Source organism: Bacillus pseudomycoides DSM 12442 (genome assembly GCF_000161455.1).
Lineage (GTDB): Bacteria > Bacillota > Bacilli > Bacillales > Bacillaceae_G > Bacillus_A > Bacillus_A pseudomycoides.
On the sequence record NZ_CM000745.1, the window covers coordinates 4,402,936 to 4,427,466 of the forward strand.

At 37.6% G+C, this 24,531-nt stretch carries 18 protein-coding genes and 1 pseudogene; 6 read left to right on the forward strand and 13 right to left on the reverse strand.

All coding sequences use genetic code 11. The features are described 5' to 3' along the window. Nucleotides 1-83 precede the first annotated feature (83 nt). The 8 genes from secA to BPMYX0001_RS22530 all read right to left on the reverse strand — a co-directional run bounded on the left by secA (nucleotide 84) and on the right by BPMYX0001_RS22530 (nucleotide 10,023). The gene (gene secA, locus BPMYX0001_RS22490; protein ID WP_006096559.1) at nucleotides 84-2,594 is read right to left on the reverse strand and encodes a preprotein translocase subunit SecA; all 2,511 of its coding nucleotides are present in this window, start codon (nucleotides 2,592-2,594) and stop codon (nucleotides 84-86) included. Nucleotides 2,595-3,007: 413 nt separating this feature from the next. After that, complete coding sequence (gene hpf / locus BPMYX0001_RS22495; protein ID WP_003201824.1) at nucleotides 3,008-3,550, reverse strand: ribosome hibernation-promoting factor, HPF/YfiA family; 543 nt, start codon at nucleotides 3,548-3,550, stop codon at nucleotides 3,008-3,010. 660 nt (nucleotides 3,551-4,210) lie between these two features. Beyond that, the gene (gene cspC, locus BPMYX0001_RS22505; RefSeq protein WP_001162040.1) at nucleotides 4,211-4,408 is read right to left on the reverse strand and encodes a cold shock protein CspC; all 198 of its coding nucleotides are present in this window, start codon (nucleotides 4,406-4,408) and stop codon (nucleotides 4,211-4,213) included. Between the two features lie 126 nt (nucleotides 4,409-4,534). After that, on the reverse strand, nucleotides 4,535-5,239 hold the full coding sequence (locus BPMYX0001_RS22510; protein ID WP_078211597.1) for a ComF family protein: 705 nt from the start codon (nucleotides 5,237-5,239) through the stop codon (nucleotides 4,535-4,537). Continuing rightward, nucleotides 5,239-6,585, reverse strand: a complete 1,347-nt coding sequence (locus tag BPMYX0001_RS22515; protein ID WP_006096561.1) for an ATP-dependent helicase ComFA — start codon at nucleotides 6,583-6,585, stop codon at nucleotides 5,239-5,241. Before BPMYX0001_RS22515 ends, BPMYX0001_RS22510 begins: the two co-directional genes overlap by 1 nt. Nucleotides 6,586-6,911: 326 nt before the next feature. Next, on the reverse strand, nucleotides 6,912-8,207 hold the full coding sequence (locus BPMYX0001_RS22520; RefSeq protein ID WP_078211629.1) for a C40 family peptidase: 1,296 nt from the start codon (nucleotides 8,205-8,207) through the stop codon (nucleotides 6,912-6,914). Nucleotides 8,208-8,483: 276 nt separating this feature from the next. Further along, nucleotides 8,484-8,798: a winged helix-turn-helix transcriptional regulator gene (locus BPMYX0001_RS22525; protein WP_016112543.1), complete on the reverse strand. Its 315-nt coding sequence runs from the start codon at nucleotides 8,796-8,798 to the stop codon at nucleotides 8,484-8,486. A 382-nt stretch (nucleotides 8,799-9,180) separates the two neighbouring features. Further along, entirely contained in the window at nucleotides 9,181-10,023 is an 843-nt protein-coding gene (locus BPMYX0001_RS22530) for a DegV family protein (protein WP_006096565.1), read from the reverse strand. Nucleotides 10,024-10,263: 240 nt separating this feature from the next. Here BPMYX0001_RS22530 and BPMYX0001_RS22535 point away from each other — a divergent pair, with 240 nt between their 5' ends. Beyond that, entirely contained in the window at nucleotides 10,264-10,905 is a 642-nt protein-coding gene (locus BPMYX0001_RS22535) for a YigZ family protein (RefSeq protein WP_003202049.1), read from the forward strand. 27 nt (nucleotides 10,906-10,932) lie between these two features. After that, entirely contained in the window at nucleotides 10,933-12,033 is a 1,101-nt protein-coding gene (locus BPMYX0001_RS22540) for an LCP family protein (protein ID WP_006096566.1), read from the forward strand. A gap of 69 nt (nucleotides 12,034-12,102) precedes the next feature. Here the strand turns inward: BPMYX0001_RS22540 and wecB are convergent, their stop codons facing one another. Then, complete coding sequence (wecB, locus tag BPMYX0001_RS22545) at nucleotides 12,103-13,221, reverse strand: non-hydrolyzing UDP-N-acetylglucosamine 2-epimerase (RefSeq protein WP_006096567.1); 1,119 nt, start codon at nucleotides 13,219-13,221, stop codon at nucleotides 12,103-12,105. Nucleotides 13,222-13,679: 458 nt separating this feature from the next. After that, nucleotides 13,680-14,949: pseudogene (locus BPMYX0001_RS29635) on the reverse strand (UDP-glucose dehydrogenase family protein). 648 nt (nucleotides 14,950-15,597) lie between these two features. On the opposite strand from BPMYX0001_RS29635, the gene BPMYX0001_RS22555 reads away from it, so the two are divergent. The 3 genes from BPMYX0001_RS22555 (at nucleotide 15,598) to BPMYX0001_RS22565 (ending at nucleotide 20,380) form a co-directional block, all read left to right on the forward strand. Then, nucleotides 15,598-16,668: a glycosyltransferase family 4 protein gene (locus BPMYX0001_RS22555; RefSeq protein ID WP_003202041.1), complete on the forward strand. Its 1,071-nt coding sequence runs from the start codon at nucleotides 15,598-15,600 to the stop codon at nucleotides 16,666-16,668. A 199-nt stretch (nucleotides 16,669-16,867) separates the two neighbouring features. Then, a complete protein-coding gene (locus BPMYX0001_RS22560; protein ID WP_018781276.1) occupies nucleotides 16,868-17,602 on the forward strand; it encodes a polysaccharide deacetylase family protein in 735 nt (244 codons plus the stop codon). A gap of 102 nt (nucleotides 17,603-17,704) precedes the next feature. Further along, entirely contained in the window at nucleotides 17,705-20,380 is a 2,676-nt protein-coding gene (locus tag BPMYX0001_RS22565) for a sigma-54-dependent transcriptional regulator (RefSeq protein ID WP_006096573.1), read from the forward strand. 43 nt (nucleotides 20,381-20,423) lie between these two features. Here BPMYX0001_RS22565 and BPMYX0001_RS22570 read toward each other — a convergent pair whose 3' ends face one another. Then, nucleotides 20,424-20,849, reverse strand: a complete 426-nt coding sequence (locus BPMYX0001_RS22570; RefSeq protein WP_003202035.1) for a CHRD domain-containing protein — start codon at nucleotides 20,847-20,849, stop codon at nucleotides 20,424-20,426. A 225-nt stretch (nucleotides 20,850-21,074) separates the two neighbouring features. Between BPMYX0001_RS22570 and BPMYX0001_RS22575 the strand changes: the two genes are divergently transcribed. Next, complete coding sequence (locus BPMYX0001_RS22575; RefSeq protein ID WP_033799236.1) at nucleotides 21,075-22,235, forward strand: chromate transporter; 1,161 nt, start codon at nucleotides 21,075-21,077, stop codon at nucleotides 22,233-22,235. Between the two features lie 210 nt (nucleotides 22,236-22,445). Here BPMYX0001_RS22575 and chbG read toward each other — a convergent pair whose 3' ends face one another. Then, nucleotides 22,446-23,150, reverse strand: coding sequence for a chitin disaccharide deacetylase (gene chbG / locus BPMYX0001_RS22580; protein ID WP_006096575.1), 705 nt, complete (start codon nucleotides 23,148-23,150; stop codon nucleotides 22,446-22,448). A 54-nt stretch (nucleotides 23,151-23,204) separates the two neighbouring features. After that, on the reverse strand, nucleotides 23,205-24,530 hold the full coding sequence (gene celF, locus BPMYX0001_RS22585; RefSeq protein WP_006096576.1) for a 6-phospho-beta-glucosidase: 1,326 nt from the start codon (nucleotides 24,528-24,530) through the stop codon (nucleotides 23,205-23,207). Nucleotide 24,531: the final 1 nt, after the last annotated feature.

Genomic DNA, 24,531 nt, shown 5'->3' on the forward strand with positions numbered 1-24,531 from the left:
CCTCCTAGCCCCTCATGTCTAAGAACCTTCCGCACAAGAAAGAACCTTAGCCAACGGGGCTGAACAGTCGGCGCCACTTTTCCTTATTTCCCAATACCACAGCAGTTTTTATATTTCTTACCACTGCCACATTTGCATAGGTTGTTACGTCCTACTTGTTCACCTTTTACGACTGGTTTCTTTTTCACTTCTTCACCGTCATCTTTCGGATGAACTGCTTCACCTTGAGCTACTTCTTGGCGCTCTAAGTTTTGTTCGATTTCTGCTTTCATAATGTAACGAGAAACCTCTTCTTCAATGGAAGCGATCATGGATTCAAACATTGCGAATCCTTCCATTTGGTATTCACGAAGCGGGTCAATTTGACCGTAAGCACGTAAATGAATACCTTCACGAAGATGATCCATCGCATCGATATGATCCATCCATTTTGTATCTACAACGCGGAATACAACAACCTTTTCAAATTCACGCATTTGTTCTTCTGGTAGAAGTTTTTCTTTTTCATCATAACGCTCTATTAATTTTGCAATGATTGGCTCGCTCATTTCTTCTGGTGCAAGACGACGTAATTCTTCTTCCTTAACATCACCTTCCTCAAGAAGGTTTGTATTTAAGTAGTCAATCAGACCTTTAATGTTCCAATCCTCTTCAATTTCCTCTTGCGTATGAAGGGCAACAGCACGTTCTACAGTAGATTTCATCATACCTTCGATAATGCCTCGTAAGTTTTCAGATTCCATTACTTCTTGACGTTGCTTATAAATTACTTCACGTTGTTGGCGAAGTACATCGTCATACTGCAAGAGCTGTTTACGTGCATCGTAGTTGTTTCCTTCTACACGTTTTTGCGCAGATTCTACAGCACGAGATACCATTTTACTTTCGATTGGCTGTGAATCATCCATACCAAGGCGATCCATCATCGCTTTCATATTATCTGCACCGAAGCGGCGCATTAATTCATCTTCCATTGATAAGTAGAACTGCGTCACACCAGGGTCTCCTTGACGACCAGAACGACCACGTAACTGATTATCAATACGACGACTTTCATGACGTTCTGTACCGATAACCGCTAGGCCACCAGCTTCTTTTACACCTTCGCCTAGTTTAATATCCGTACCACGACCAGCCATGTTTGTCGCAATCGTTACAGAGCCTTTAAATCCTGCTTCTGTAATAATATCTGCTTCACGCGCATGGTTTTTCGCATTCAAGACGTTATGACGTACACCTTTACGTGTTAACATGTTTGAAATAAGTTCAGATGTTTCAATTGCAACTGTACCAACAAGAACTGGTTGCCCTTGCTTATGGCGTTTTACAATATCCTCAACAACCGCATTGAATTTTCCTTCCATCGTTTTGAAAATTAAATCGGCACGGTCATCACGAACAACTGGTCTGTTTGTTGGTATCACGATAACATTCATATTATAAATGTTACGGAATTCCTCTTCTTCCGTTTTCGCTGTACCAGTCATACCTGATAACTTTTCGTACATACGGAAATAGTTTTGGAATGTAATGGTTGCTAATGTCATACTTTCATTTTGAATTTCTACGCCTTCTTTTGCTTCAATCGCTTGGTGTAAACCTTCACTATAGCGGCGGCCTTTCATAAGACGACCAGTGAATTGGTCTACAATTACAATTTCGCCTTCTTGTACAACATAATCTGTATCGCGGTGCATTACAACGTGTGCACGAAGCGCCTGATTAATATGGTGAAGAAGTGCAACGTGTTTTAAATCAAATAAGTTTTCAATATGGAAAGCTTTCTCTGCTCTCGTAATCCCGTCTTCTGTTAACATGACATTTTTCGTTTTCACGTCAAATGAGTAATCTTTTTCATTTTCTAACGTACGAATAAATGCATTTGCAAAGATATATAGTTCTGTTGATTTTTGTGCTTGTCCAGAAATGATAAGCGGCGTACGCGCTTCATCAACTAAAATGGAATCGACTTCATCAATGATTGCAAAATGAAGCGGACGCTGAACACGTTGCTCTTTATATAGCACCATGTTATCACGCAAATAGTCAAAACCAAGCTCGTTGTTTGTACTATATGTGATATCAGCAGCGTAAGCAGCTTGCTTTTCTTCACGTGACATGCTATTCAAGTTAATTCCTACTGTTAAGCCAAGGAACTCATGTAGTTGTCCCATTTCCCCTGCGTCACGCTGCGCTAAATATTCATTGACTGTAACAACATGAACACCTTTACCTGTTAAAGCATTCAAATAAACCGGTAAAGTAGAAGTTAATGTTTTACCTTCCCCTGTTTTCATCTCAGAGATATTCCCTTCATGTAAGGCAATACCACCCATTAATTGCACAGGATAGGGGCGCATACCAAGAACGCGTGTCGCTGCTTCACGAACAACCGCAAAAGCTTCTGGTAATAAATCGTCTACTGTCTCGCCTTTCGTAAGACGCTCTTTAAATTCAATTGTTTTCCCTTTTAATTGTTCGTCAGTTAACGATTGAATCGATGATTCAAACCCTTCTATTTGATCCACAGATTTCTGCATACGTTTAATTTGGCGCTGGTTTACATCAAACACCTTTTTTAAAATACCGATCATAGGAAATACGCTCCTCTTTTATTAAAATAAAACTTCCGATCGTGCTCTATATTTCTGCTCACTAATCAGTCGTTATAAAACGCAAATTTATTTTCTAGCATTTTCTCTCCTAATTAAAAAAACAAAAAAAGTATAAACCTAATGATAATTGTAACACTTGTTTTATAGCTATGACAACAACTGGCCAAACGCATAGCCTAAATTAGCTGAAATTTTGATTAATAGGCGTTTTATAGCGATTTCATCCTTTACTAAACTTCTTTGTTTCCTGTTCCATTCTGAGACAGCGGTATGTCTTCCCAAAAATAACAGAGTGAAAACTCAAAGACTTTCATATGTTTCATCAGTCTACACGTAAAACATTTTATAAACAATAAAAAAACGCAGCCTTTTACAGCTGCGTTCTTTACTTATTATTTTGTTTCAATTAATCCATATTTTCCATCTTTACGGCCATAGACAACATTAGTTTCATTTGTATCCGCATTTGTGAAGACGAAGAAGTTATGACCTAACATATCCATTTGTAAAATGGCTTCTTCAACATCCATTGGTTTTAAATCAAATCGTTTTGTACGTACAAGCTCTAATTCATCCTCTTTCACTTCCTCCAACGTTGCCGCTGGCTCTGTAAGGATAAATGCAGTTTTCGGAGAGCCTTTTTCACGTAATTTACGATTTACTTTTGTTTTATGTTTACGAATTTGTCGCTCAACTTTATCAACCACTAAATCAATTGCAGCGTACATATCGCTATGAGTTTCTTCTGCACGAAGTAATAAATCTGTAAATGGGATTGTTACCTCGACACGTTGCTTGTCAGAGTATACTTTTAAATTAACTTTAACCTCTGGGAATGTATCAAAATAACGCTCTAATTTGCTAAGTTTTTTCTCTACATATTCCTTTAATGCTGGAGTTACTTCAATATTTTCACCACGAATGTTGAATTTCATAGATGAATTCCTCCTTTCAAGCCTATGTATACAATTTCGACAATGGCTTAAAAAATCCTGCTAACTTTTTTGAAAAAGTTAGGGAAATTGAAATTTTTTATCGTTTTTTGTTGAAAAGAAAAGATGCATCGTTTCTATTTACATTTTACCCTATTAACATCGTAAATAACGAATATAAGTATGGACAATTCGTTACAGAAAAGAAACAACTTTTTGACAACATTTTTATCATTTGAACGGAAAGACCGACCGAAAACACAACCATCTCTTTTAGGTGGGAGGGAGCATCCGCCCATGGCTAGTAGCGGGCAGGGACTTTTTTAGCCCCGTGCCATGTAAGAACACAAGGAGACAATGGGCGGAAGTCTCTGTTTGTCTTTCATAACCGTAATTTATGTGCCGTGAAATCAAATTAAAGTTATAAATTGAAAGAACCATATACAACCATTTCTTTTTGGTGAGAACGAGCGTCCGTCTTTGCATAAGAGCGGACAGGACTTTTTCCCCATGCCACGCAAAAAAAACAGAAGGGGACAATAGGTGAAAGTCTCCTTCTGTTCTTCATAGCCGCAATTTATATTTTGGAAGATCAAATTGAATATATATAAACCGTTGCCACAACCCCAGCTCTATGTTTCTCACAAAACTCTTCGTTCGAAATTATAATTTCACAACATTCGCTGCTTGTGGTCCACGCGCACCATCTACAATGTCAAATTCTACTTTTTGTCCCTCTTCTAACGACTTATACCCATCCTGTTGAATTGCAGAAAAATGAACAAAAACATCATCACCGTCTTCACGCTCGATAAACCCAAATCCTTTTTCTGCATTAAACCACTTTACTCTTCCTTGCATGTTCGTTCCATTCCCTTCACTCTAAAAATAAGGGCATTTACCCCATAATTTGACTATAACGAATGACAACATATCAAGTCAAAGAAGTCTTGTCGCCTTTTTATTGTATCTTTCGACATACATATATTACCCACGGCAAAGAGTAAGGCTAGAAATTTTTCGAGCACCTGCATCATACAGGCACTTTGCAACTTGCCTAACCGTAATTCCTGTCGTATACACATCATCAATGAGTAAAAGATGCTGCCCAATAAACATTTCTTCTTTGTGAAAATAAAAGGGATTCGCTACTGAAAGCCTCTCTATACGTTTCTTTTTACTTTGCTTTTCCGTGTCTTTTCTACTTAAAGATGTTTGTAGAAAACTAAGTGGTAAACAAGATGCTAACAATTCCGCTTGATTAAAACCACGCTCGTATTCTCGCTCCTTACTAAGCGGAATCGGAATCATCGCATGACAGTCTGAAAAATACTTACGAAATGTAGCTACAAAGTGCGCATGAAAAATACGAACAAGCTCAGCATCCCCACGAAATTTAAACTGAGCTAATACTTCCTTCATCCAATCATTATAGACGTACACAGATCGATTTTTTATAGGTAGAAACTTTCTCTCTTCCTGCCATCTTACGCAATCCTTGCAAAGGTTACCTTCTCTATACTCCTCTGACAGAGACTCAAATGGTCTGCCGCAGTCATCACAAATTTCTCCTATAATATAGGAAAGTTTCCGTTCACATCGCTCACATATACACCGCCTGTCAGACTGAATAAAAAAAGAATACCAGCTAACGCTTTCTGAAATAAAATCATGACAAAGTAGACAATGCATTAATGTATCAACCCTTCTTGCTTTGCCTTTTTATTCATAAATTGAATATGTTTTTTTGCGCGTATCATTGCTTCTGTTTTTCCATAATGAAAATAAAGAATATCACCATCTGGCCTGCGATGACTTCTGCCGGCCCTGCCAGCAATTTGTACAAGTGCACTTTCCGAAAAAATGACCTCTTCCGCCCCTAACACCGCTACTTGTAAATTCTCTACCGTCACGCCGCGTTCCAAAATCGTCGTCGTTACTAATAATGGGATATTTCCTTTTCGGAACGAAGCTACCTTTTCTTTTCGCTTTGGATCCTCAGCATGAACACCTTCAATGCGATCATCTAATTTTTTTAATAATACACTTACTTCATCAATATAACGTACGTGAGGAACAAATAGAAAAATAGGAGATTGTTTAAGGAGATAATACTTTAGCCATTCAAAAACAACATGCGGGATTTCTTTTCGTTTTAACGCCTTTTTCCAATTACCGCACCACCGGAACCTTGGGACTGGCAAAGGCTGACGATGATAACGCCCCGGAATGATTACACCTTTTTGTTTACCACTCCATAGCTTACGTTTCCATGTTTCTTCCGGAGTTGCAGTTAAATAAATTTGCGCAGCTCGCTCTTTACTCGCTTGCTCTACTGCATGATGAAGCATCTTGTCCATCGCATATGGAAAAGCATCAATTTCATCCACAATCATAACATCAAATGCTCTATAATAACGAAGCAACTGGTGCGTTGTAGAAACGATGAGCCTTGCTTCCTTTTCACGGTCCAAACTACCACCATATAACGCAGCAATCGGTACATCTGGAAAAACAGTTTGCAAACGGGGTGCGAGCTCTAACACCACATCAGTCCGCGGCGTTGCAATACAAACCCGCTCGCCTTTTTGTAAAGCTTCATCTATACCATAAAAAAGCATCTCTGTCTTACCAGCTCCACATACTGCCCATATAAAAAAAGATTCTTTTTGGTGTACTGCTTCTGTTACTCCGCTAGCTACTCTCTCCTGCCCAGCTGATAAATGGCCCTCCCACCGTAAAGGATTCGGCAAACTTTCCCATACTACATCTCGTATATCTCGAACGAGCACTGTACATTCTCCCACTCGCCCCATCGTGATGCACTTTCGGCAATACGTGCACATTTGGTTGCATCGTTTACATAGAAATGATGCAAATAACCGCGGTTCTGCATTTCCGCAGCGCTGACATACATAATGTGACGATTTCTTTATTACACCTCTTTCCAAAGAAATATCTCCTTGTCTTTCCAAACGATCTAGTTCATCTTTCGAAAATGGAAGTTCTTCTCGTAGCATTTGTCTTCCTACTAGCATAGTAACGCCCCCTATATAAATCCGTTTTGATTTTTCAGCATATAAGTCGCGGTTATGAAAACAAAAGAAGTTCTCCACTCATTTTCTCCTTCTGTTTTTACTTGGCATGGGGCTAAAAAAGGCACTGACCGCTCCTATCCATAAGCGGATACTCTCTCCCACCTAAAAGGAATGGTTTTATGTCGGTCTTTCTATGCGTATTTATATTTATATAGCTCTACTATAATCCTTTCTCTTTCTCTCGTAAAAAACCAAAAAAGCCGATAACCTACTTTTAAAATAGTAAGCTATCGACTTTATACACATGTTTTATTTAGTTAAAAATCTTATAATCTACCGTAACCTAAGAAATGAGCTTGGTTATAACTGCTATTTACGCTACCGCGAGTAACGCCTGTTTTCTCATCAGCAGCATGAATCATTTGACCGTTACCAATGTAAATTCCAACGTGAGATACACCTGCTCTGTAAGTACCTTGCAAGAAGATAAGGTCACCTGGTTGCGCTTCAGATGCGCTAATTTTTTGTACAGAACCCCATAAACTAGAAGTAGTTTGATGCCCTAATCCATACACATACGAGACTAAACCGCTGCAGTCAAATCCGCCGTTTGACGGTGAAGAGCTTCCCCATACATATTTCATACCAATTAAACTTTCCGCTTTTTCAATTACCCCACCTTTTGGAGCTGGTGCTGGTCTAGTTTCTTCTTTCTTAGCTTGTCCACCATTATTTGCAGGCGCTGGTGCTGGTGCTGGCTTAACATCTTCTTTCTTAGCTTGTTCACCATTATTTGCTGGTGCAGTTTGTTGTGCCGGTTGCTGAGCTTGCTCTGCTTGTTTCTTCGCAGCAGCTTCTTGCGCTGCTTTTTCTTGTGCTTCTTTTTCAGCTAGTTGTTGTAAGTATAATGCTTGCTTTTCAAGCTCTTTTAATTGACCCTCTGTGCTTGTCATGCTGTTTACAACTGTATCCATTTTACCGCTTAAATCGTTCACTGCTTCTTGTTTTTTCGCTTTTTCAGCATCAAGTTCTTTCTTTGCAGTTTCGATTTTTACTTGCGCTTCTTTTAATTCTTTTTGTTTTTCTTTTACCGTTTCAACATCTTTTTTCACAGTTGCTTGATCTTGTTGTTGTGTTGTCATGATATCTTCATCAGATTCAAGAATTTTCGAAACAGAAGTTAAACGATCTACTAAATCTGCAATGTTTTTAGAGTTTACAACAACTTCTGTTACAACGTTTGTATTTGGTTGCTCTTGAAGCGCTACTAAACGCTTTCTTAATAACTCTTCACGTTTTGCAATTTTCGTTTGTAAATCTGCAATGTTTTGATTTTTCTTCTCGATTAATGCTTGTGTTTCTTCAACTTTTTTCGTTGTTTCATCAAGTTTTGCTGCATTTTCTTGAACAGACGTATCTAAATCTTGAACCGTTTTATTTAAGTCGGTCATTTGTTTTTGAAGCTCGTCACGTTCTTGTTGTTGCTTATGTAAAGTATCATTTTGTGTGTTAATTTGTGTTTTTACATCCTCAATCTTTTCCGCAAATACATTTGGTGTTACCACTGAAAACATCATAAATCCTGCAGCCAATGCGCAAGATGCCATTTTTAGCTTTTTCATTTTGTTTTTACACCGCTTTCTTTTTTTCTTTTCCGTATATAATCTATTAAAATTTATACCATATTTCGGGAGATATTTTATCAATGTTACGATTTTGTAAAATAAATGTAATATTACGTTTGTAATTTCCTGACATTTCCCTTCTAATCCTGTATTTTCTTGTAGAATCTTAAGGGAATCGCGCTGTTTTTTTGTACAATTGTCATACATTTGTTATAAAAAAAAACACAAGGAACACTCCTTGTGCTTTTTTCTCTCTATTCATCGAACAATCTATTATTTCACCCATTTTTCAGCCCAATTTTGGACTTCATTCATAACACTTTCTAATGCTTTTCCCTTGTCTGTTAATCCGTATTCGATTCTAACAGGTACTTCTGGGTACACATTACGAACGACTACACCTTCACTCTCTAATTCTTTTAAACGCTCTGACAACATACGATCACTCATATTTGGGATAATATCCGCAATTTCTCTAAATCGCTTCGGCTCTTCTAACAAAGATTTAATAATTAAACCCGTCCACTTTTTACTAAGAAGTGTAAAAGCCGACTCAAACTTTGGACATAAACAAGAATTATGCTCCATATGTTTCACCTCCTCTTTATTATAAAATAGTTTCTTATAAAAAGTAAGTAATAAAACTTTCCTTATTTTTTATAAATGCATTTTGATTTCCCAACATATAAATTGCGACTATGAAGAACACAAGGAGACTCCCACTCATTTTCTCCTTCTGTTTTCACATGGAATAGGGCTAAAAAAGGTACTGTCCCTAAAAGCCCGATTGGCGAGGGCTAATAATCAGTGGGGGATGGAGCCCCCCACTGATTAAAGTTTCACTTTATGTCGGTCTTTCAATCCGTATTTATATAAATTAAATTTTATCACTTCAAAATATTAACTTGTCAAATAGGCATACGTATATCCGTAAAAAACTCTCTACAAAAAGAGAGCTTTTACATTTTTATTATTTTGTATACCACCCTAGACCTAGTGATCCCTCTCCTAAGTGCGTTCCAATTACAGCACCAAAATAACTGATGCGGATTGTAACATGAGGGTACTTTTCCTCTAATTCTTGCTGCCACTCTTTCGCTTCTTCTTCACGATTTGCATGAATGATAACAGCTTCCATCGGCATACCTTTACTCGCATGTTCATCGAAAATTTCAACGATACGCTTTAGTGCCTTTTTGCGTGTGCGAATTTTTTCAAACGGGATAATAACTTTATCTCTAAAATATAAAACTGGCTTTACTTGCAATAAGCTACCAATAAATGCTTGCGCGCTATTTAAACGGCCACCGCGTTGCAAATGATGGAGATCATCAACAACAAAATAAGCATCTATTGTTTGCTTCATTTCATCAAACCTAGCTAAAATCTCTTCTGGCGCCTTTCCTTCGCTTACCATTCTTGCACCTTCACGCACATAAAACCCTTGTACTTCACAACTAATTTCAGAATCATACGTATATACGTTTATCCCTTCGACCATTTGCCCAGCTGTCGTTGCTGTTTGATATGTCCCGCTAATTCCGCTTGAAAGATGGATACAAATCACCGCATCGTATTCTTTTGCCAGTTCTTCAAATAGCTCCACAAATTTTCCAATTGCTGGTTGAGAAGTTTTTGGAAGTTCTTCATGTTCACGTACTTTTACATAAAAGTCATCCGCTGTAATTTCTGCTTCTTCTTGATAAGAATTCGTTCCAAAAATCACATTTAATGGAATCATATGTATATTGAGTTCTTCACGAATATGCTTCGGTATATATGCTGTACTATCAGTAACAATAGCTGTTCTCATTTTCGTACCTGCCTTATAAAAAAGTTTTTATTTCCTAATTTTACACGAAAATAGGAAAAGGTGCATTAATGTATGAAAAATGCCGGGGTAAGATTATAATAAACACTTGGACAATTTACAACAAAAATATTAAATTTATAATAGAATTTGCTATTTTCCTACAAAAAATGTTTGAATCTGAAAACTCCCCCTTTTACAATAAAAAGTACTAGTAATATTGAAAGGTAGGGGCGTATATCATTGTTATTACAATATTTAACAATCAAAGGCTACGGTGAGCACGAAATTGTCATTCAAAAGTCACGGTTTATTTGCTATATAAGTCGAGCGAAAACAGAAGAAGAAGCACAAGAATTTATTCAAAAGATAAAAAAGCAGCATTGGAACGCAACACACAACTGCTCAGCCTATTTAATTGGGGAGCAAGATCAAATTCAAAAGGCAAATGATGACGGTGAACCAAGCGGTACAGCTGGTGTACCTATGCTAGAAGTATTAAAAAAACGTGGATTGAAAGATACCGTTGTTGTTGTCACACGATATTTTGGCGGCATTAAACTTGGTGCCGGTGGTTTAATTCGTGCATATGGAAAATGTACAAGTGAAGGAATTAACTATGTAGGTGTTGTCGAACGAAAATTAATGCGAGTTACGAAGACAGAAATTGATTACACACTACTTGGAAAAATTGAAAATGAATTACGCCACTCAAAATATGCTATTAAAGAGATTCATTACCTAGAAAATGTGACATTTGACACTTATGTGGAAGAAGATCAAAAACAAACTTTCACAGAGTGGATGATTGAACTAACAAATGGGAAATGTACAATACAAGAAGATGACATGCTGTATTTAGAACAAGACATTGTGCAACAATAACATATATATATTAAAAGGAGTTTATGTATGGAAGAGCGTTATCATCATCTCCAGAAAAGAAGAGTGAAAAAAAAGCGCAGACGTAGATTGTTTATCTACCTCATTTTTATGTCCTTAATTGGTAGTGTAGGGCTTTACATGTTTAACTCTTACTCTTCACTCATGGAGATGTATAGTGGCTTTACTCGTGATAAATCAAAATTACGTGCGGTAGATGTAGAAATTACAAAAGAACCTTTCAGCGTCCTTATTATGGGAATTGAAGATTATGCAACGGATGGACAAAATGGACGAACAGATTCTCTTATGTTCGCAACAATTAACCCAAAAACAAAAAATGTTTCACTCATGAGTATCCCGCGTGACTCACGTGTTACGATTGCTGGAAAAAATAAAAAAGATAAAATTAACGCGGCGCATGCTTACGGCGGAGAAAAAATGGCATTAGACACAGTCGAGAATTTTTTACGTGTGCCTGTTGACCACTACGTAAAAATTGACTTCAAAGGCTTTAAAGGAATTGTCGATGCCGTTGGTGGCATTACAGTCGATGTTCCATTTAATTTCGAGGAACGATCTGATATAGATTACTACAAGCTGATTCAATTTAAACAAGGACAGCAAGAATTAAATGGCGAAGAAGCACTCGCTTATGTCCGTATGCGAAAGCAAGATCCAAATGGAGATTATGGCCGAGCTGCAAGACAACGACAAGTACTTGCCGCGGTTGTCCATAAACTAAATTCCGCTTCTACAGTCTTTAAGATTAAAGATTTAGCGGAGGTTGTTGGAAAATATGTAAAAACTGATATACCTGTATCCGATGGACTTGCCTTATATAATAAGTTATCTGGATTCGATCCTTCTAACATAAAAACGATTAAATTAGAAGGTGAAGATAAAAAACTAAATGATATCTATTACTTTATTCCAGATGAAATGAGCGTTCAAAATGTTCGTAATGAAATTTTGAAAAACTTAGGACAAGATAAAACAGACACGAATTCTACAACCAATACAAGTTCTAATTCTGATACGAATTCAACAAATTCATCTACTAAGAAAAAAGAACAGGAATCTCCGTCTACGAACGCTAACGCGGAATGGTTAATGCGAAATCATCAGTAGAGATTACTACTTAAAAGAAAGGAGCCGCTTCTTATATCAACAGATATGAGGAGCGGCTCTTTTTTCTACTTATTTTTTATTAAAATATTGTAAAATTGCTTCTACAATACGCTCTGAAGCAAGGCCATCACCATAAGGATTAGATGCTTGCGCCATTTTATCATGTGCTTCTTTATTAGATAATAATTCGTCTGCAAGTGTAAAGATTGTTTCTTCGTCTGTACCTGCTAATTTTAATGTACCTGCTTCAATACCTTCCGGACGTTCTGTCGTATCACGTAGAACAAGAACCGGTACGCCAAGAGAAGGTGCTTCCTCCTGCACACCACCAGAATCTGTTAACATTAAGTATGAACGTGCTGCAACGTTATGGAAATCAATTACATCTAGTGGTTCAATTAAGTGAATACGATTATGATCTCCTAAAATATCGTTAGCTGTTTCACGAACAACAGGATTCATATGAACTGGGTACACAACTTGTACATCTTCGTACTTTTCAACAAGGCGTTTAATTGCACGGAACATATTGCGCATTGGTTCACCTAAATTTTCACGACGATGTGCTGTCATAAGTACAAGTCGGTCATTTCCAAGCTTCTCTAGTACTGGATGACTATATTCTTCTTTCACTGTTGTTTTTAGTGCATCAATCGCTGTATTTCCTGTTACGAAAATACGTGCTTCATTTTTATTTTCTTGTTGCAAGTTCGTTGCTGATTTTGCAGTAGGCGAGAAATGAAGATCTGCCATTACACCTGTTAATTGACGGTTCATTTCTTCCGGGTATGGAGAATATTTATCCCATGTACGAAGTCCAGCTTCAACATGGCCAACCGGAATTTGATTATAGAAAGCAGCAAGGCTCGCAATAAAAGTAGTTGTTGTATCACCATGTACAAGAACGATATGTGGCTTTGCTTCCTTCATTACTTTATCTAAGCCCTCTAAACCACGTGTTGTAATATCAATTAATGTTTGACGGTCTTTCATGATATTCAAATCAAAATCCGGCGTAATACCAAAGATATTCAATACTTGATCTAACATTTGGCGATGCTGTGCTGTCACTGCTACAATTGATTCAATTTTCTCAGGATATTTTTGCAACTCTAACACAAGAGGTGCCATTTTAATCGCTTCTGGACGTGTTCCAAAAATCGTCATTACTTTTAAACGTTCAGTCATTTCAATGCCTCTTTTCTTTCACTAGTTACGATATATGAAAAACTAACATAAAACCTCCCCTTTTGAGTGGGAAAGAGCGTCCGGCTATGCATAGAAGCAATCAGATCCATTAGCTCCCATGCCATGTGAAAACAAACGGAGAAAACGAGTGGAAATCTCCTTTTATTTTCATAGCCGCAACTTATATACCAGCTAATCAACATGGATTTATATAAATACAAATTGAAAAACTAACATAAAATCTTCTCTTTTAGGTGGAAGAGAGCGTCCAGCTAAGCATAGAAGCGGTCAGACCCTTTAGCCCCCATACCATGTGAAAACAAACGGAGAAAACGAGTGGAGATCGCCTTTTGTTTTCATAACCGCAACTTATATGCCAGCTAATCAACATGGATTTATATAGTATTGTTACACTCACCATTATATATTGAGAAGATAAAAGGACAAAAAAAGCGTTCTTAACAGACGGTAGAAACTTTCCTATTACGAATGCTCTTTCTGCCAACGGAATAGTAATCCATTCTATGTTTCTCAACATCTTTCCCAGTATAACAATTTCTCCCATCAAATAAAATAGGTTCACCCATAAGTTGCACATACCTTTCTAATGGATACGTTCATATGCATTCCCAATCGGTTACAATAAACGCCGCGTCCACTTCTGTGATTGCCTCATCTAAATCAGTTGTATATTTTATTTCTTCTCCAAACAACTGCTGCACATGCAAAATAGCTTGCGGGTCGTATACAATTACATTTGCTCCCATCTCTAATAACTCTTTTATAATAAGAAGAGACGGCGCTTCCCTAATATCATCTGTATTCGGCTTAAAGGCTGCTCCTAACACCGCAACCTGCTTTCCCCTCATATCCATTACGCTTCTAGCTTTCCGAACAAGCAACATCTGTTGTTTGTTATTCACTTCAATTACTGCTTTTAACAATCTAAAATCATGCGCAACATTACCTGCAATTTGAACGAGAGCATTTGTATCTTTTGGGAAACATGAACCCCCATAACCGATACCTGCCTGTAAAAAATGGGGACCGATTCGCCGATCTATTCCCATGCCACCTGCTACTTCTAACACATCTGCGCCCACTTTCTCACATATATTAGAAATTTCATTTATGAAGCTAATTTTCGTAGCCAAAAAAGCATTTGAAGCATATTTAATCATCTCCGCACTGCGGATATCTGTAACAAACGTTTCAATTAACAGCTTACTGTATAGCCTCTCTACCTTCTGCGCGATTTCTTCTGTTTCCGCTCCTATGACGATTCGATACCATATGTATCATATGCCGCCCTTGTAGCTTCTCCTGAATCCATTCTTTCATTTGATCGTTCGTACCTACAGGAACCGTACTTTTTGTAACCACAATTATATCTGAATTGGCACACATACCAATTTCATAACAACTATTACGAATATATGTTAAATCTGCCGTTCCATCCGGTAAAGATGGTGTTCCTACTGCTACAAATATGAAATCTGAATGTTTAAATGCCTCTGTTTGACTTGATGTAAATGCTAATCGTTTTTCTTGGACTGCTGCATCTACTAATTGCCCCAGACCAAGTTCATAAATTGGCATTTCCCCTTGCTTCATTTTCGCTATTTTCCCTTGATTTATATCAAAACAAGTAACCGAATGACCTAATGTGGCTAATCCTACTCCAGTAATTAATCCTACATATCCAGTACCTATCACCGTAATTTTCATTAGATGTTCCGCCCAGAATACCTAAGATTATAGTTTAGATATTCTGGGCTTCCCCCTTTCATACTAAAACTGAATATATGTCGATGTCTTTAAGGCACTCTTTTTCCCATACTAAGACATGAAGTTGTTGCTTTTAAATATATAAAAATGAGATAGGATAGCATGCAAGCCCTCACTCCCTATTATATGAGACACCTGCCCTTTCCTTTTTTAAGATTTTGTAAAATAACGCCCTCCAATTGGACATTTTTCTTTACAAACCGCTTTATTACTGGCTCATTTTATATTTCCATATTTTAACGCGAAACGTACGTATTTTAACGTGCAACACTTATAGTAAAGAGAATCGGTCACATCCTACCATCCCTACTAGGAACAGACTTATATGTAAATGTCATAAATCTGTACCACAATTTAAAAACTATGCAATACAAGTTAATGATAAGATATATTATAACCTTCTTGTGCGGCATCGTATTTATTATAAACTTGTCATATATTTTATCTATTTCCAATTACAGTGAATAGAAAAAAAGATTGAATTCTAATCTTTTTGTGATACCATATGTTATGAGCCTGCAAACAATCATCATAATTTTCAGATAACTTGTTCAAAAATTACGTTAAAATATAAAAGGTGGGGTATTAATGGACTCACAAGTGATTTATGCTGTTTTGGCATCTTTCATTACCGTATTAGTTGTTACTCCTTTCGTTATCAAATTAGCATTTAAGATTGGAGCAACTGATAAGCCAAACGCACGTAAAGTACACCAAAAAATTATGCCTCGTCTAGGTGGACTGGCAATTTTCATTGGTGTAGCCGTTGGGTTCTTTGTTAGTGGATTATATGAACAAAGAATGATGTCGATTACTATAGGTGCTGTTATCATTATCATCATCGGTATTTTAGATGATATGTACGAATTATCAGCAAAGGTAAAGTTCGGTGGACAACTGTTAGTTGCCGTACTTATTGTAAAAAGTGGATTATTAGTACAGGTGTTGTATATTCCAATCTTAGGAGATACTGAACTTGGTATCCTTGCATATCCAATTACAGTATTTTGGATTGTAGGTATTACAAATGCCATTAACTTAATTGATGGATTAGATGGATTATCCGCTGGGATTTCATCTATCGTCCTTGCAACATTAGCATATATGGCCTTTACTAGCCCTATGGGTACTGGTGCTGTTATTATTCTGCCACTAGCACTCATTGCACTTGCAAGTACACTTGGATTTTTATTCTATAACTTCCATCCAGCAAAAATTTTCATGGGAGACACAGGTGCATTATTTTTAGGATATTGTATTTCTGTTATATCGTTACTGGGATTATACAAAAGTGTAACGTTATTCAGTTTCCTTGTTCCTATTATCATTTTAGGTGTACCTATCTTTGATACCACATTTGCAATTATCAGACGAATTGTGAATAAAAAACCAATTTCTGCACCAGATAAATCGCATTTACATCATCGTCTATTGGCAATGGGCTTTTCTCATCGTACGACGGTACTTATCATTTACGCATTTGGTATTTTCTTTAGCGTAAATGCAATTATTTTCACTAGCGCAACATTGTGGTTATCCATTATCCTTCTGTTCGCTTTAATCTTCTTTACTGAAATCGTAGCAGAAGTAATTGGTCTTGTGCACGAACGTTACAAACCAATTATTTCCTTCTATAAAAAAGTAAAAAAACGCGAATAATAACTGTAGTATAGCCTTTATTAGTGTAAAATATTCAAATAGCACTCTTTCTTAAGAAGAAAGAGTGCTATTTTTTATTTCCAAAATATAGTTTGTTTGAGAGTTCTTCTATTGGAGAAAGATATACATGTAAAGAGGATAATGAGACTACAATCTTAACTCCTTCTCCATGACTGTTAGACTGAGGGTGAGTATTTTGATGAAGCAAATGTTTCAATGTATTATTATATTTTTAAGTATTACTACATGTTCGGTATCTTATACTGAAGCAGCCGCTAACTCCCCACTTACACATCAATCTACGATTCAGAACGCGGCCCTTCCGCCTAAAATTGCATACTTAACATTTGATGATGGGCCAAACAAATACACATCACAAATTTTAAACATCTTAAAGCAAAAGCAGGGAAAGGCAACCTTCTTTGTAATTGGTGGCAAGGCTTCACATTATCCACAAACAATGAAACGTTTCATACAAGAAGGTCATTATATCGGTCTTCACAGCATGTCTCATGACGTAAAGCGTTTATATACTGGTGATCCATCCGTTTTAATTACCGAAATGGAGCAGGCCCGCTCTATTGTCCGCCATATAGCAAATTTAGATACACACCTTGTTCGCGTTCCATATGGTAGTATGCCTTATTTAAAAAAGAATTATCGTGATGCACTTGTTTCCGCTCAGTACAAAATGTGGGATTGGACAATCGATACATATGACTGGAAAAGTTATCATAATCCTTCTGCTATATTAGAGCGTGTTATGAACCAAAGCGACGAACAAGTTGAAGTTATTTTAATGCATGATTCTAGCGTTACAGTGAAAATTCTTCCAAAGGTAATTGACTACCTTAAGGCGAAAGGATACACACTTCTTCCCTATAATCCTTCCTCTCATTCAGAAGTGAATTTCTGGAAGGACGCAAGATTGTAACAGCTTTAGTATATACTAGAGCTGTTTATTCTTTTTCTCTTCCCACACTTCCCATTTTTGTGTAAAATTTTAAATAGTGACGAAGTTTCGAGGTGAAGAAAAATGAAACGAATGGACCTCATTTATAATGCAATGCAAAAAGGGAATTACTCAGAAGGTGTAACAGCATCTGAACTCGCTACACTTCTACAACTAGACCGTGCAAATGTAAGCAGCGATTTAAATAAACTTGTGAAAGATGGTCGTTTATCCAAAACGGGAACACGCCCTGTCCGTTTCTATTTAGGAGCCAACTCCCACGTGGAAACGCATTCACAAAATAATACTTCACTCGATGCCTTTGCAAGAAAAAACACAAGCCTCAAAATTGCGATTGAAAAAGCAAAGGCTGCTGTACTCTATCCTCCAAATGGTATGCATACATTACTACTTGGAGAAACGGGTGTCGGGAAATCTATGTTTGCCTCTTTAATGCACGAGTATGCAATTGAAGTAAATCAGCTCCCAAAAGATGCACCGTTTATCGTTTTTAACTGTGCGGATTACGCGAATAATCCACAGCTCCTGCTTGGACAACTTTTCGGGATAAAAAAGGGGGCTTACACTGGTGCAAGTGACCAAAAAGGGTTAATCGAAAAAGCCCACGAAGGAATTCTCTTCCTGGATGAGGTGCACCGCCTCCCGCCAGAAGGTCAAGAAATGTTATTCACATTTATTGACCGCGGTGTGTATCGTCGCCTTGGAGAAACAGAGAACGAGCGCCGAGCACGCGTATTAATTATTACTGCAACAACAGAAGAACCAAACTCTTTTTTACTCAAAACCTTTACAAGACGGATTCCGATGACCGTAACGCTTCCACCACTTCGTGAGCGAACGCATCAGGAACGCTTCGCCCTCTTGCAGCTCTTTTTTACAAATGAAGCAATTCGTCTGCGAAAAAAAATTCATGTCAGTCCGAACGCAATGCGTGCTTTCGTCTTTTATCAATGTCCAAACAATATCGGACAATTAAAAACCGATGTACAAATTGCCTGTGCGAAAGCCTATTCTGATTTCGTAACAAAGAAAAGAGATCATGTCCGCGTTTCAAGTGCTGACTTGCCATGGTACATGAAGGAAGGCTTGTTTATTGAAAGAAAAAGCCGTCATCTGTATCAAGTGCCAAACGAAACATTTGTATTTACGAGTGACGAAGGATGGAGCAAACATAAAACAGAAGATTCACGTTCTTCCATTTATGATTACATTGATCATAAATATGAAGAATTACAAGCACGCGGTATTGAAGAAGAAGAATTAGAATTACTAATAGACAATGATCTCCAAAGCTTTTTCGTTCAGTATTTTAATCAAATGTCACAAAAGACAAGTCATGAAAATGTCTTTAAAATTGTCGATCGCAATATTGTTTCTGTATGCGAAAAAATCGCTGAACTAGCCGAAAAACATTTAGCTAAGACATTTGATGAAAAAGTCTTTCTTGCTTTAAACTTACATGTACAGACAACTTTACAACGACTGCAGGGCGGGAAACAAATTCATCATCCGCAGCTGAATCAAATTCGTACGAAATATAAAGAAGCTTTCTCAGTTGCCATGCAATGTATTCAACTATTAGAAGAAGAATTACAAGTAACGATGCCAATTGATGAAGCTGGATTCTTAACGATGTTTTTCGTTGTTGATCCCATTCCTGCTTCCCAAACAGAAGTAAAAGTATTAATTTTAGCCCACGGCAATGGTATCGCAACAGAAATGGCAAATGTCGCGAATGAACTCCTCGGTATTGATGAAGTAACAGGAATTGATATGCCGCTTCATGAATCACCGAAAGATTTCTTAGAACGAGTAAAAGTGTACATGAAAACACTGGGACATATAAATGGTCTTCTCTTACTTGTCGATATGGGTTCACTCGCCTATATCGGAGATATATTAGAGACAGAATTTCATATCCCTGTACGCGTTCTTTCGATGACAAGTACGCCGCACGCATTAGAAGCAGCAAGAAAAGCTCAACTCGGGTACTCATTAGATGCATTATACGAAACCGTGAAAAACTTAACACCGTTTTACCTTAATGTACAAGAAGAAAAGAAAAAGCCACTCGCTCCAATGAAATCAGTCATTTTAACAGCTTGTTTAACAGGAGAAGGAAGCGCAATGGCCATTCAAAAAATGCTTGAAAACTATTTACGATTCGATAAAGATTTAATAGAAATTATTCCGATTAGTATCGTTCATGAAAAAGATTTAACAAAAATGATCGAAAATATAAAGAAAGAACGCAATATGATTTGTATTGTGACAAACTTTGATGTACAAGTACCATGTTTAACTTATCATTTCCAAGATATTGTAAACTACAAAGCCATTCAACCGATTCAAGAATTAATTACCTATGAAGAAACATATGCAAAAATGGCTGATATTCTCGGACAACAAATGCAGCGCGATGATGGGGCACTGATGATTAAAACAATACGGTACGCGCTCAATACAATTCAAGAGCTCATCTCCTTACAGTTAAACCCCGATAGTTTAATGGGAGTTATTTTGCATATGAGCTGTATGATTGACCGGCTACAAAAGGGAGAAAAGCTCCTCCCTTATCCTGATAAAGAAGCACGTAGACAAGATGATTATTGGATGTATATGAAAGTAAAAAAAGCATTGCAACCAATTGAAAATACATTTGAAATACAAATTCCAGATGATGAAGTTTTTTATGTAATGGACTTCTTCATAAAGAATCAACCAGAAAAAAAAGAGTAACGTAAACATGCCCATGAACTTCAAAATTCATGGGCATGTTTATTTACCGGCTCATGGACCTGATATATTCTTTTACCTTCCCACGAATTTCTCCGCTTGCATGTGCTTTTGTATGAACATTTACATATGCATTCGCTTCATCAATTGCCTGCACAAGATTTTCAAACGTCTTCCCTTGCAAAGGTCCCTCTAAATCTTCAGTGGACACCACACCCGTTATCGTTCCTTCATTTACGCTAATTCCGTGCTTCACAGGTCCATATAAAAACACAACTACTGGCCCGGTCTGATTCCCTTTCCCTAAATGAATTTGACAAGATGTTACCTTCTCAATATTTTTCAATATCACCCTATAATGTAGTTTCGTAAAGTCGCTATTAAAAATAAGCTCCGCGACCCCATAGGCTTTCGATTTTACAGGAGGTAATTCATTACCGCCTTTCAGCTTAGCAACAAAATGTTTTGTCATACTAGCAACATTCTCCTTATATAAATTTCAATTTGAATAGCTGGTATCTCTTTAACTAATTTATTGCCGGGACACGATTAATTATGACTCTTTCAGAAATGCTTTTTCATGATGGTTATTCTACTCAAGAAATATTTACAAAAATATTACATAACAATCATTCCTGACAGCACACTGCTTACTATATAATGCTCGTAGATTTAAAATTTCTTTAGGAGGTTCTTCTTGAAAACAATAATAGAAATCTTTCTCGTATCACTCAAGTTAGGCCTTACTTCTTTTGGAGGACCCGTGGCTCATCTTGGGTACTTTCATCACGAATATGTACAAAAACGAAAATGGATGGATGAGCGGGGCTATGGGGATTTAGTGGCACTCTGTCAATTTCTACCCGGTCCTGCAAGCAGCCAAGTTGGAATTGGCATCGGTTTATCACGAGGCGGGCTCCTTGGAGCTGTAGTCGCTTGGATTGGCTTTACACTCCCGTCAGTTCTCGTTCTTGTTTTTTTCGCTTCACTACTCCAGCAATTTCATGTGGTGGAAGCTGGCTGGATTCATGGATTAAAACTTGTAGCAGTAACGATTGTCGCACATGCAATATGGGGAATGGCACAGAAATTAACACCGGACCGTAACCGAGCAACAATTGCAATTATTACTGCTGCAATTGCGTTATTATTTCCAAACGCTTGGACACAAGTTACGCTTATTCTACTTGCTGGTCTTCTCGGTTGGGTCTTATATCGTAAGCATGAAATCCCATCTGCTAGCAAAACACATATTCCTGTTTCACGTATAACAGCTGTCCTTTGTCTCTTACTATTCTTTAGCTTATTATTCTTGTTACCACTATTACGACCATTTTCGCACTGGATTACCATGTTTGATAGTTTCTATCGCTCTGGCTCACTCGTGTTTGGCGGAGGACATGTCGTTCTTCCCCTTCTTGAAAATGAATTTGTATTAAATGGCATGATGACAAAAGAACAGTTTCTAGCAGGATACGGCTTAACACAAGCAATTCCAGGTCCTCTTTTTACATTTGCATCTTACATAGGAACGGTACTAGACGGGGCACTAGGAGCTACTATTGCGACAATCGCTATCTTTCTCCCGGCATTCTTACTTGTCATTGGTGTATTACCATTTTGGGATCAAGTGAGACGCTTGTCTTATGTACAAGGGGCACTCCTTGGCATTAATGCCGCCGTCGTCGGTATTTTACTAGCTGCTTTTTATGACCCTATTTGGACAAGCACAATCATGAATAAAACTGATTTTGTTATCGCTTCTCTCTTATTTTGTCTATTAGCATTTTGGAAAGCACCTCCATGGATCGTTGTTGTTCTTGGTGCTTTAAGCGGTTATATTCTTTCTATTATCTAGCCATACAAAAAGACGGTCTTACTAAACCGTCTTTTCTACTATAGATTTTCAAACGTCTAAATCGCGGCCATGGAAATCAAAAAGTGACCTGTACTCATTTTCTCTCTTGGTTTTCACTTGGCATGGGGCTAAAAAAGGATCTGACCACTTCTATGCATGGCCGGATCCTCTCTCCCATCCAAAAAGAAAGGTTTTATGTCGTCATATATATTAAAATCTCACTAGTTCTATCCCTTCTGGTAAAACACTTTCCATTAAAATTCGTAGCTCCTTCACACGATCCATTACATAAGAAGAACGCTTCACAAGCTCTGGGTCAATGTAAGCAGGGTGCACCATAACCTCTACTGTTTTTCCGTCCTGCACACGCCCTTTTAGCTTAACGAAATAATCCTCCTGCACACCATCGCTATAGAAGTCACTATAAAACACATCAGAAAATGGTCGTACCGCTCGCTCTTGTGCACAGCGACGAATTGGCACGTTATATTTTTCTGCTAATCGCTCCAGAACATCGTGCAAAATAGGCAATGCATGTACATGATGGTGGCTATCTAAATGTGTTGGTTTTAATCCATATGATAAAAACTTCTCAATTTGAGCAGTCCACTCTCCTTTAACCTCTTCAGGGTTTATGTTTCCTTCTCTTACTACACTTTGCTTATGAAACAATCCATCTTCACCTACAAGAGACGGAACATCTGTAAGAAGAGGTTTTCCCGCAGTTAAGACGAGATGCACCCCTACTCCTAATGCCTTATATTCTTTTGCTAAGCATACTGCATGCTCCGTCCCTGGCATGTTCATCATCATCGTCGTAGAATTCACAATCCCGTTTACATGTCCTTCAATAATGCCGTAATTTGTACCTTCTGTAAGACCAAAATCATCTGCATTTACAATTAATCGAATCATAGATTTTTTCCCTCCTGCAAAATGAAAAAAAGCAGGCTGAGTCAGCGCCGCTTTTTACTTTTCTACTTTTTTGAAGAACTGCGGAAGATATTCTTTATGTGCTTCCAACATTTCATCTAAAATTTGTTTTGCTACTTTATCTGATGGTACAAGTGGATTAATTGTCATAGCAAGCAGCGCTTTATGATAATCCCCTGTAACAGCAGCTTCAATTGACGTGCGCTCAAATGATTTAATTTGCTGAACTAAACCGCGAACAGGAACCGGTAAATCACCTACTGCAATCGGCTTTGGACCATCCTTCGTAATGATACAGTTTACTTCAACAGCAGAATCATGTGGCAAGCTTGCAATTGCACCATTGTTTCTTGTATTAACAGGTTGGATATCACCTTTATTATTATAAATAGACGTAATTAAACTACATGCTGCATCACTGTAGTAAGCTCCGCCGCGCTTTTCTAATTGTGGTGGCTTACTATCTAAATTCGGGTCTTTATATAACTCGAATAAGTCATCTTCTAATTTTTTCACCACTTCTGCACGTGTCCCTTTTTCAATAGAAGCTTGTTTTTCTTCTTCTAGCATTTCACGTGTTTTATAGTAGTAGCGATGGTATGGACATGGAATTGCACGAAGTCCGCGAATGAAATTTGGCTCCCAATCAAGTGCAGCGATGTTTTCCATCGTAATTTGCTTTTCCGGATCTGTTACAAGTTCTAGCACTCGGTCCATCACACTTACTCCATCTAAATACACATCTAATCCGTAGACCATGTGATTTAAACCAGCAAAGTCAACATGAACACGGCTCGCATCTACTTCAAGAATCTTTGCAAGTCCCATACGAATACCAATTGGAACGTTACATAATCCAACTACTTTTTTGATACTTGTATAACGAAGTACAGCCTCTGTTACCATACCAGCTGGATTTGCAAAGTTAATCAGCCAAGCATTCGGACAAAGCTCTTCCATGTCTTTACAAATATCCAAAATAACAGGAATCGTTCTTAACGCTTTGAATAAACCACCCGGACCATTCGTTTCCTGACCGATTACGTCATATTTTAATGGAATTGCTTCATCTTTCGCGCGCGCTTCTAATAAACCAACGCGAAGCTGCGTTGTTACAAAGTTAGCATCTTTTAATGCTGCGCGGCGATCAAGTGTTAAGTGAATATCAATTGGTAAACCTGCTTTTTTCACCATACGTTTTGCTAAGTTACCAACGATTTCTAACTTCTCTTTTCCCGCTTCAATATCTACTAACCAAATTTCACGAACAGGAAGCTCATCATAACGCTTAATAAACCCTTCAATTAACTCCGGTGTATAACTAGAGCCACCACCGATTGTAGCAATTTTAATTCCGCTCATA

What these genes read in the sequence shown, in the direction of transcription:
- secA (WP_006096559.1), bottom strand. Translation starts at nt 2,594, where the DNA reads ATGATCGGTATTTTAAAAAAGGTGTTTGATGTAAACCAGCGCCAAATT.
- hpf (WP_003201824.1), bottom strand. Translation starts at nt 3,550, where the DNA reads ATGAAATTCAACATTCGTGGTGAAAATATTGAAGTAACTCCAGCATTA.
- cspC (WP_001162040.1), bottom strand. Translation starts at nt 4,408, where the DNA reads ATGCAAGGAAGAGTAAAGTGGTTTAATGCAGAAAAAGGATTTGGGTTT.
- BPMYX0001_RS22510 (WP_078211597.1), bottom strand. Translation starts at nt 5,239, where the DNA reads ATGCATTGTCTACTTTGTCATGATTTTATTTCAGAAAGCGTTAGCTGG.
- BPMYX0001_RS22515 (WP_006096561.1), bottom strand. Translation starts at nt 6,585, where the DNA reads ATGCTAGTAGGAAGACAAATGCTACGAGAAGAACTTCCATTTTCGAAA.
- BPMYX0001_RS22520 (WP_078211629.1), bottom strand. Translation starts at nt 8,207, where the DNA reads ATGAAAAAGCTAAAAATGGCATCTTGCGCATTGGCTGCAGGATTTATG.
- BPMYX0001_RS22525 (WP_016112543.1), bottom strand. Translation starts at nt 8,798, where the DNA reads ATGGAGCATAATTCTTGTTTATGTCCAAAGTTTGAGTCGGCTTTTACA.
- BPMYX0001_RS22530 (WP_006096565.1), bottom strand. Translation starts at nt 10,023, where the DNA reads ATGAGAACAGCTATTGTTACTGATAGTACAGCATATATACCGAAGCAT.
- BPMYX0001_RS22540 (WP_006096566.1), top strand. Translation starts at nt 10,933, where the DNA reads ATGGAAGAGCGTTATCATCATCTCCAGAAAAGAAGAGTGAAAAAAAAG.
- wecB (WP_006096567.1), bottom strand. Translation starts at nt 13,221, where the DNA reads ATGACTGAACGTTTAAAAGTAATGACGATTTTTGGAACACGTCCAGAA.
- BPMYX0001_RS22555 (WP_003202041.1), top strand. Translation starts at nt 15,598, where the DNA reads ATGGACTCACAAGTGATTTATGCTGTTTTGGCATCTTTCATTACCGTA.
- BPMYX0001_RS22560 (WP_018781276.1), top strand. Translation starts at nt 16,868, where the DNA reads ATGAAGCAAATGTTTCAATGTATTATTATATTTTTAAGTATTACTACA.
- BPMYX0001_RS22565 (WP_006096573.1), top strand. Translation starts at nt 17,705, where the DNA reads ATGAAACGAATGGACCTCATTTATAATGCAATGCAAAAAGGGAATTAC.
- BPMYX0001_RS22570 (WP_003202035.1), bottom strand. Translation starts at nt 20,849, where the DNA reads ATGACAAAACATTTTGTTGCTAAGCTGAAAGGCGGTAATGAATTACCT.
- chbG (WP_006096575.1), bottom strand. Translation starts at nt 23,150, where the DNA reads ATGATTCGATTAATTGTAAATGCAGATGATTTTGGTCTTACAGAAGGT.
- celF (WP_006096576.1), bottom strand. Translation starts at nt 24,530, where the DNA reads ATGAGCGGAATTAAAATTGCTACAATCGGTGGTGGCTCTAGTTATACA.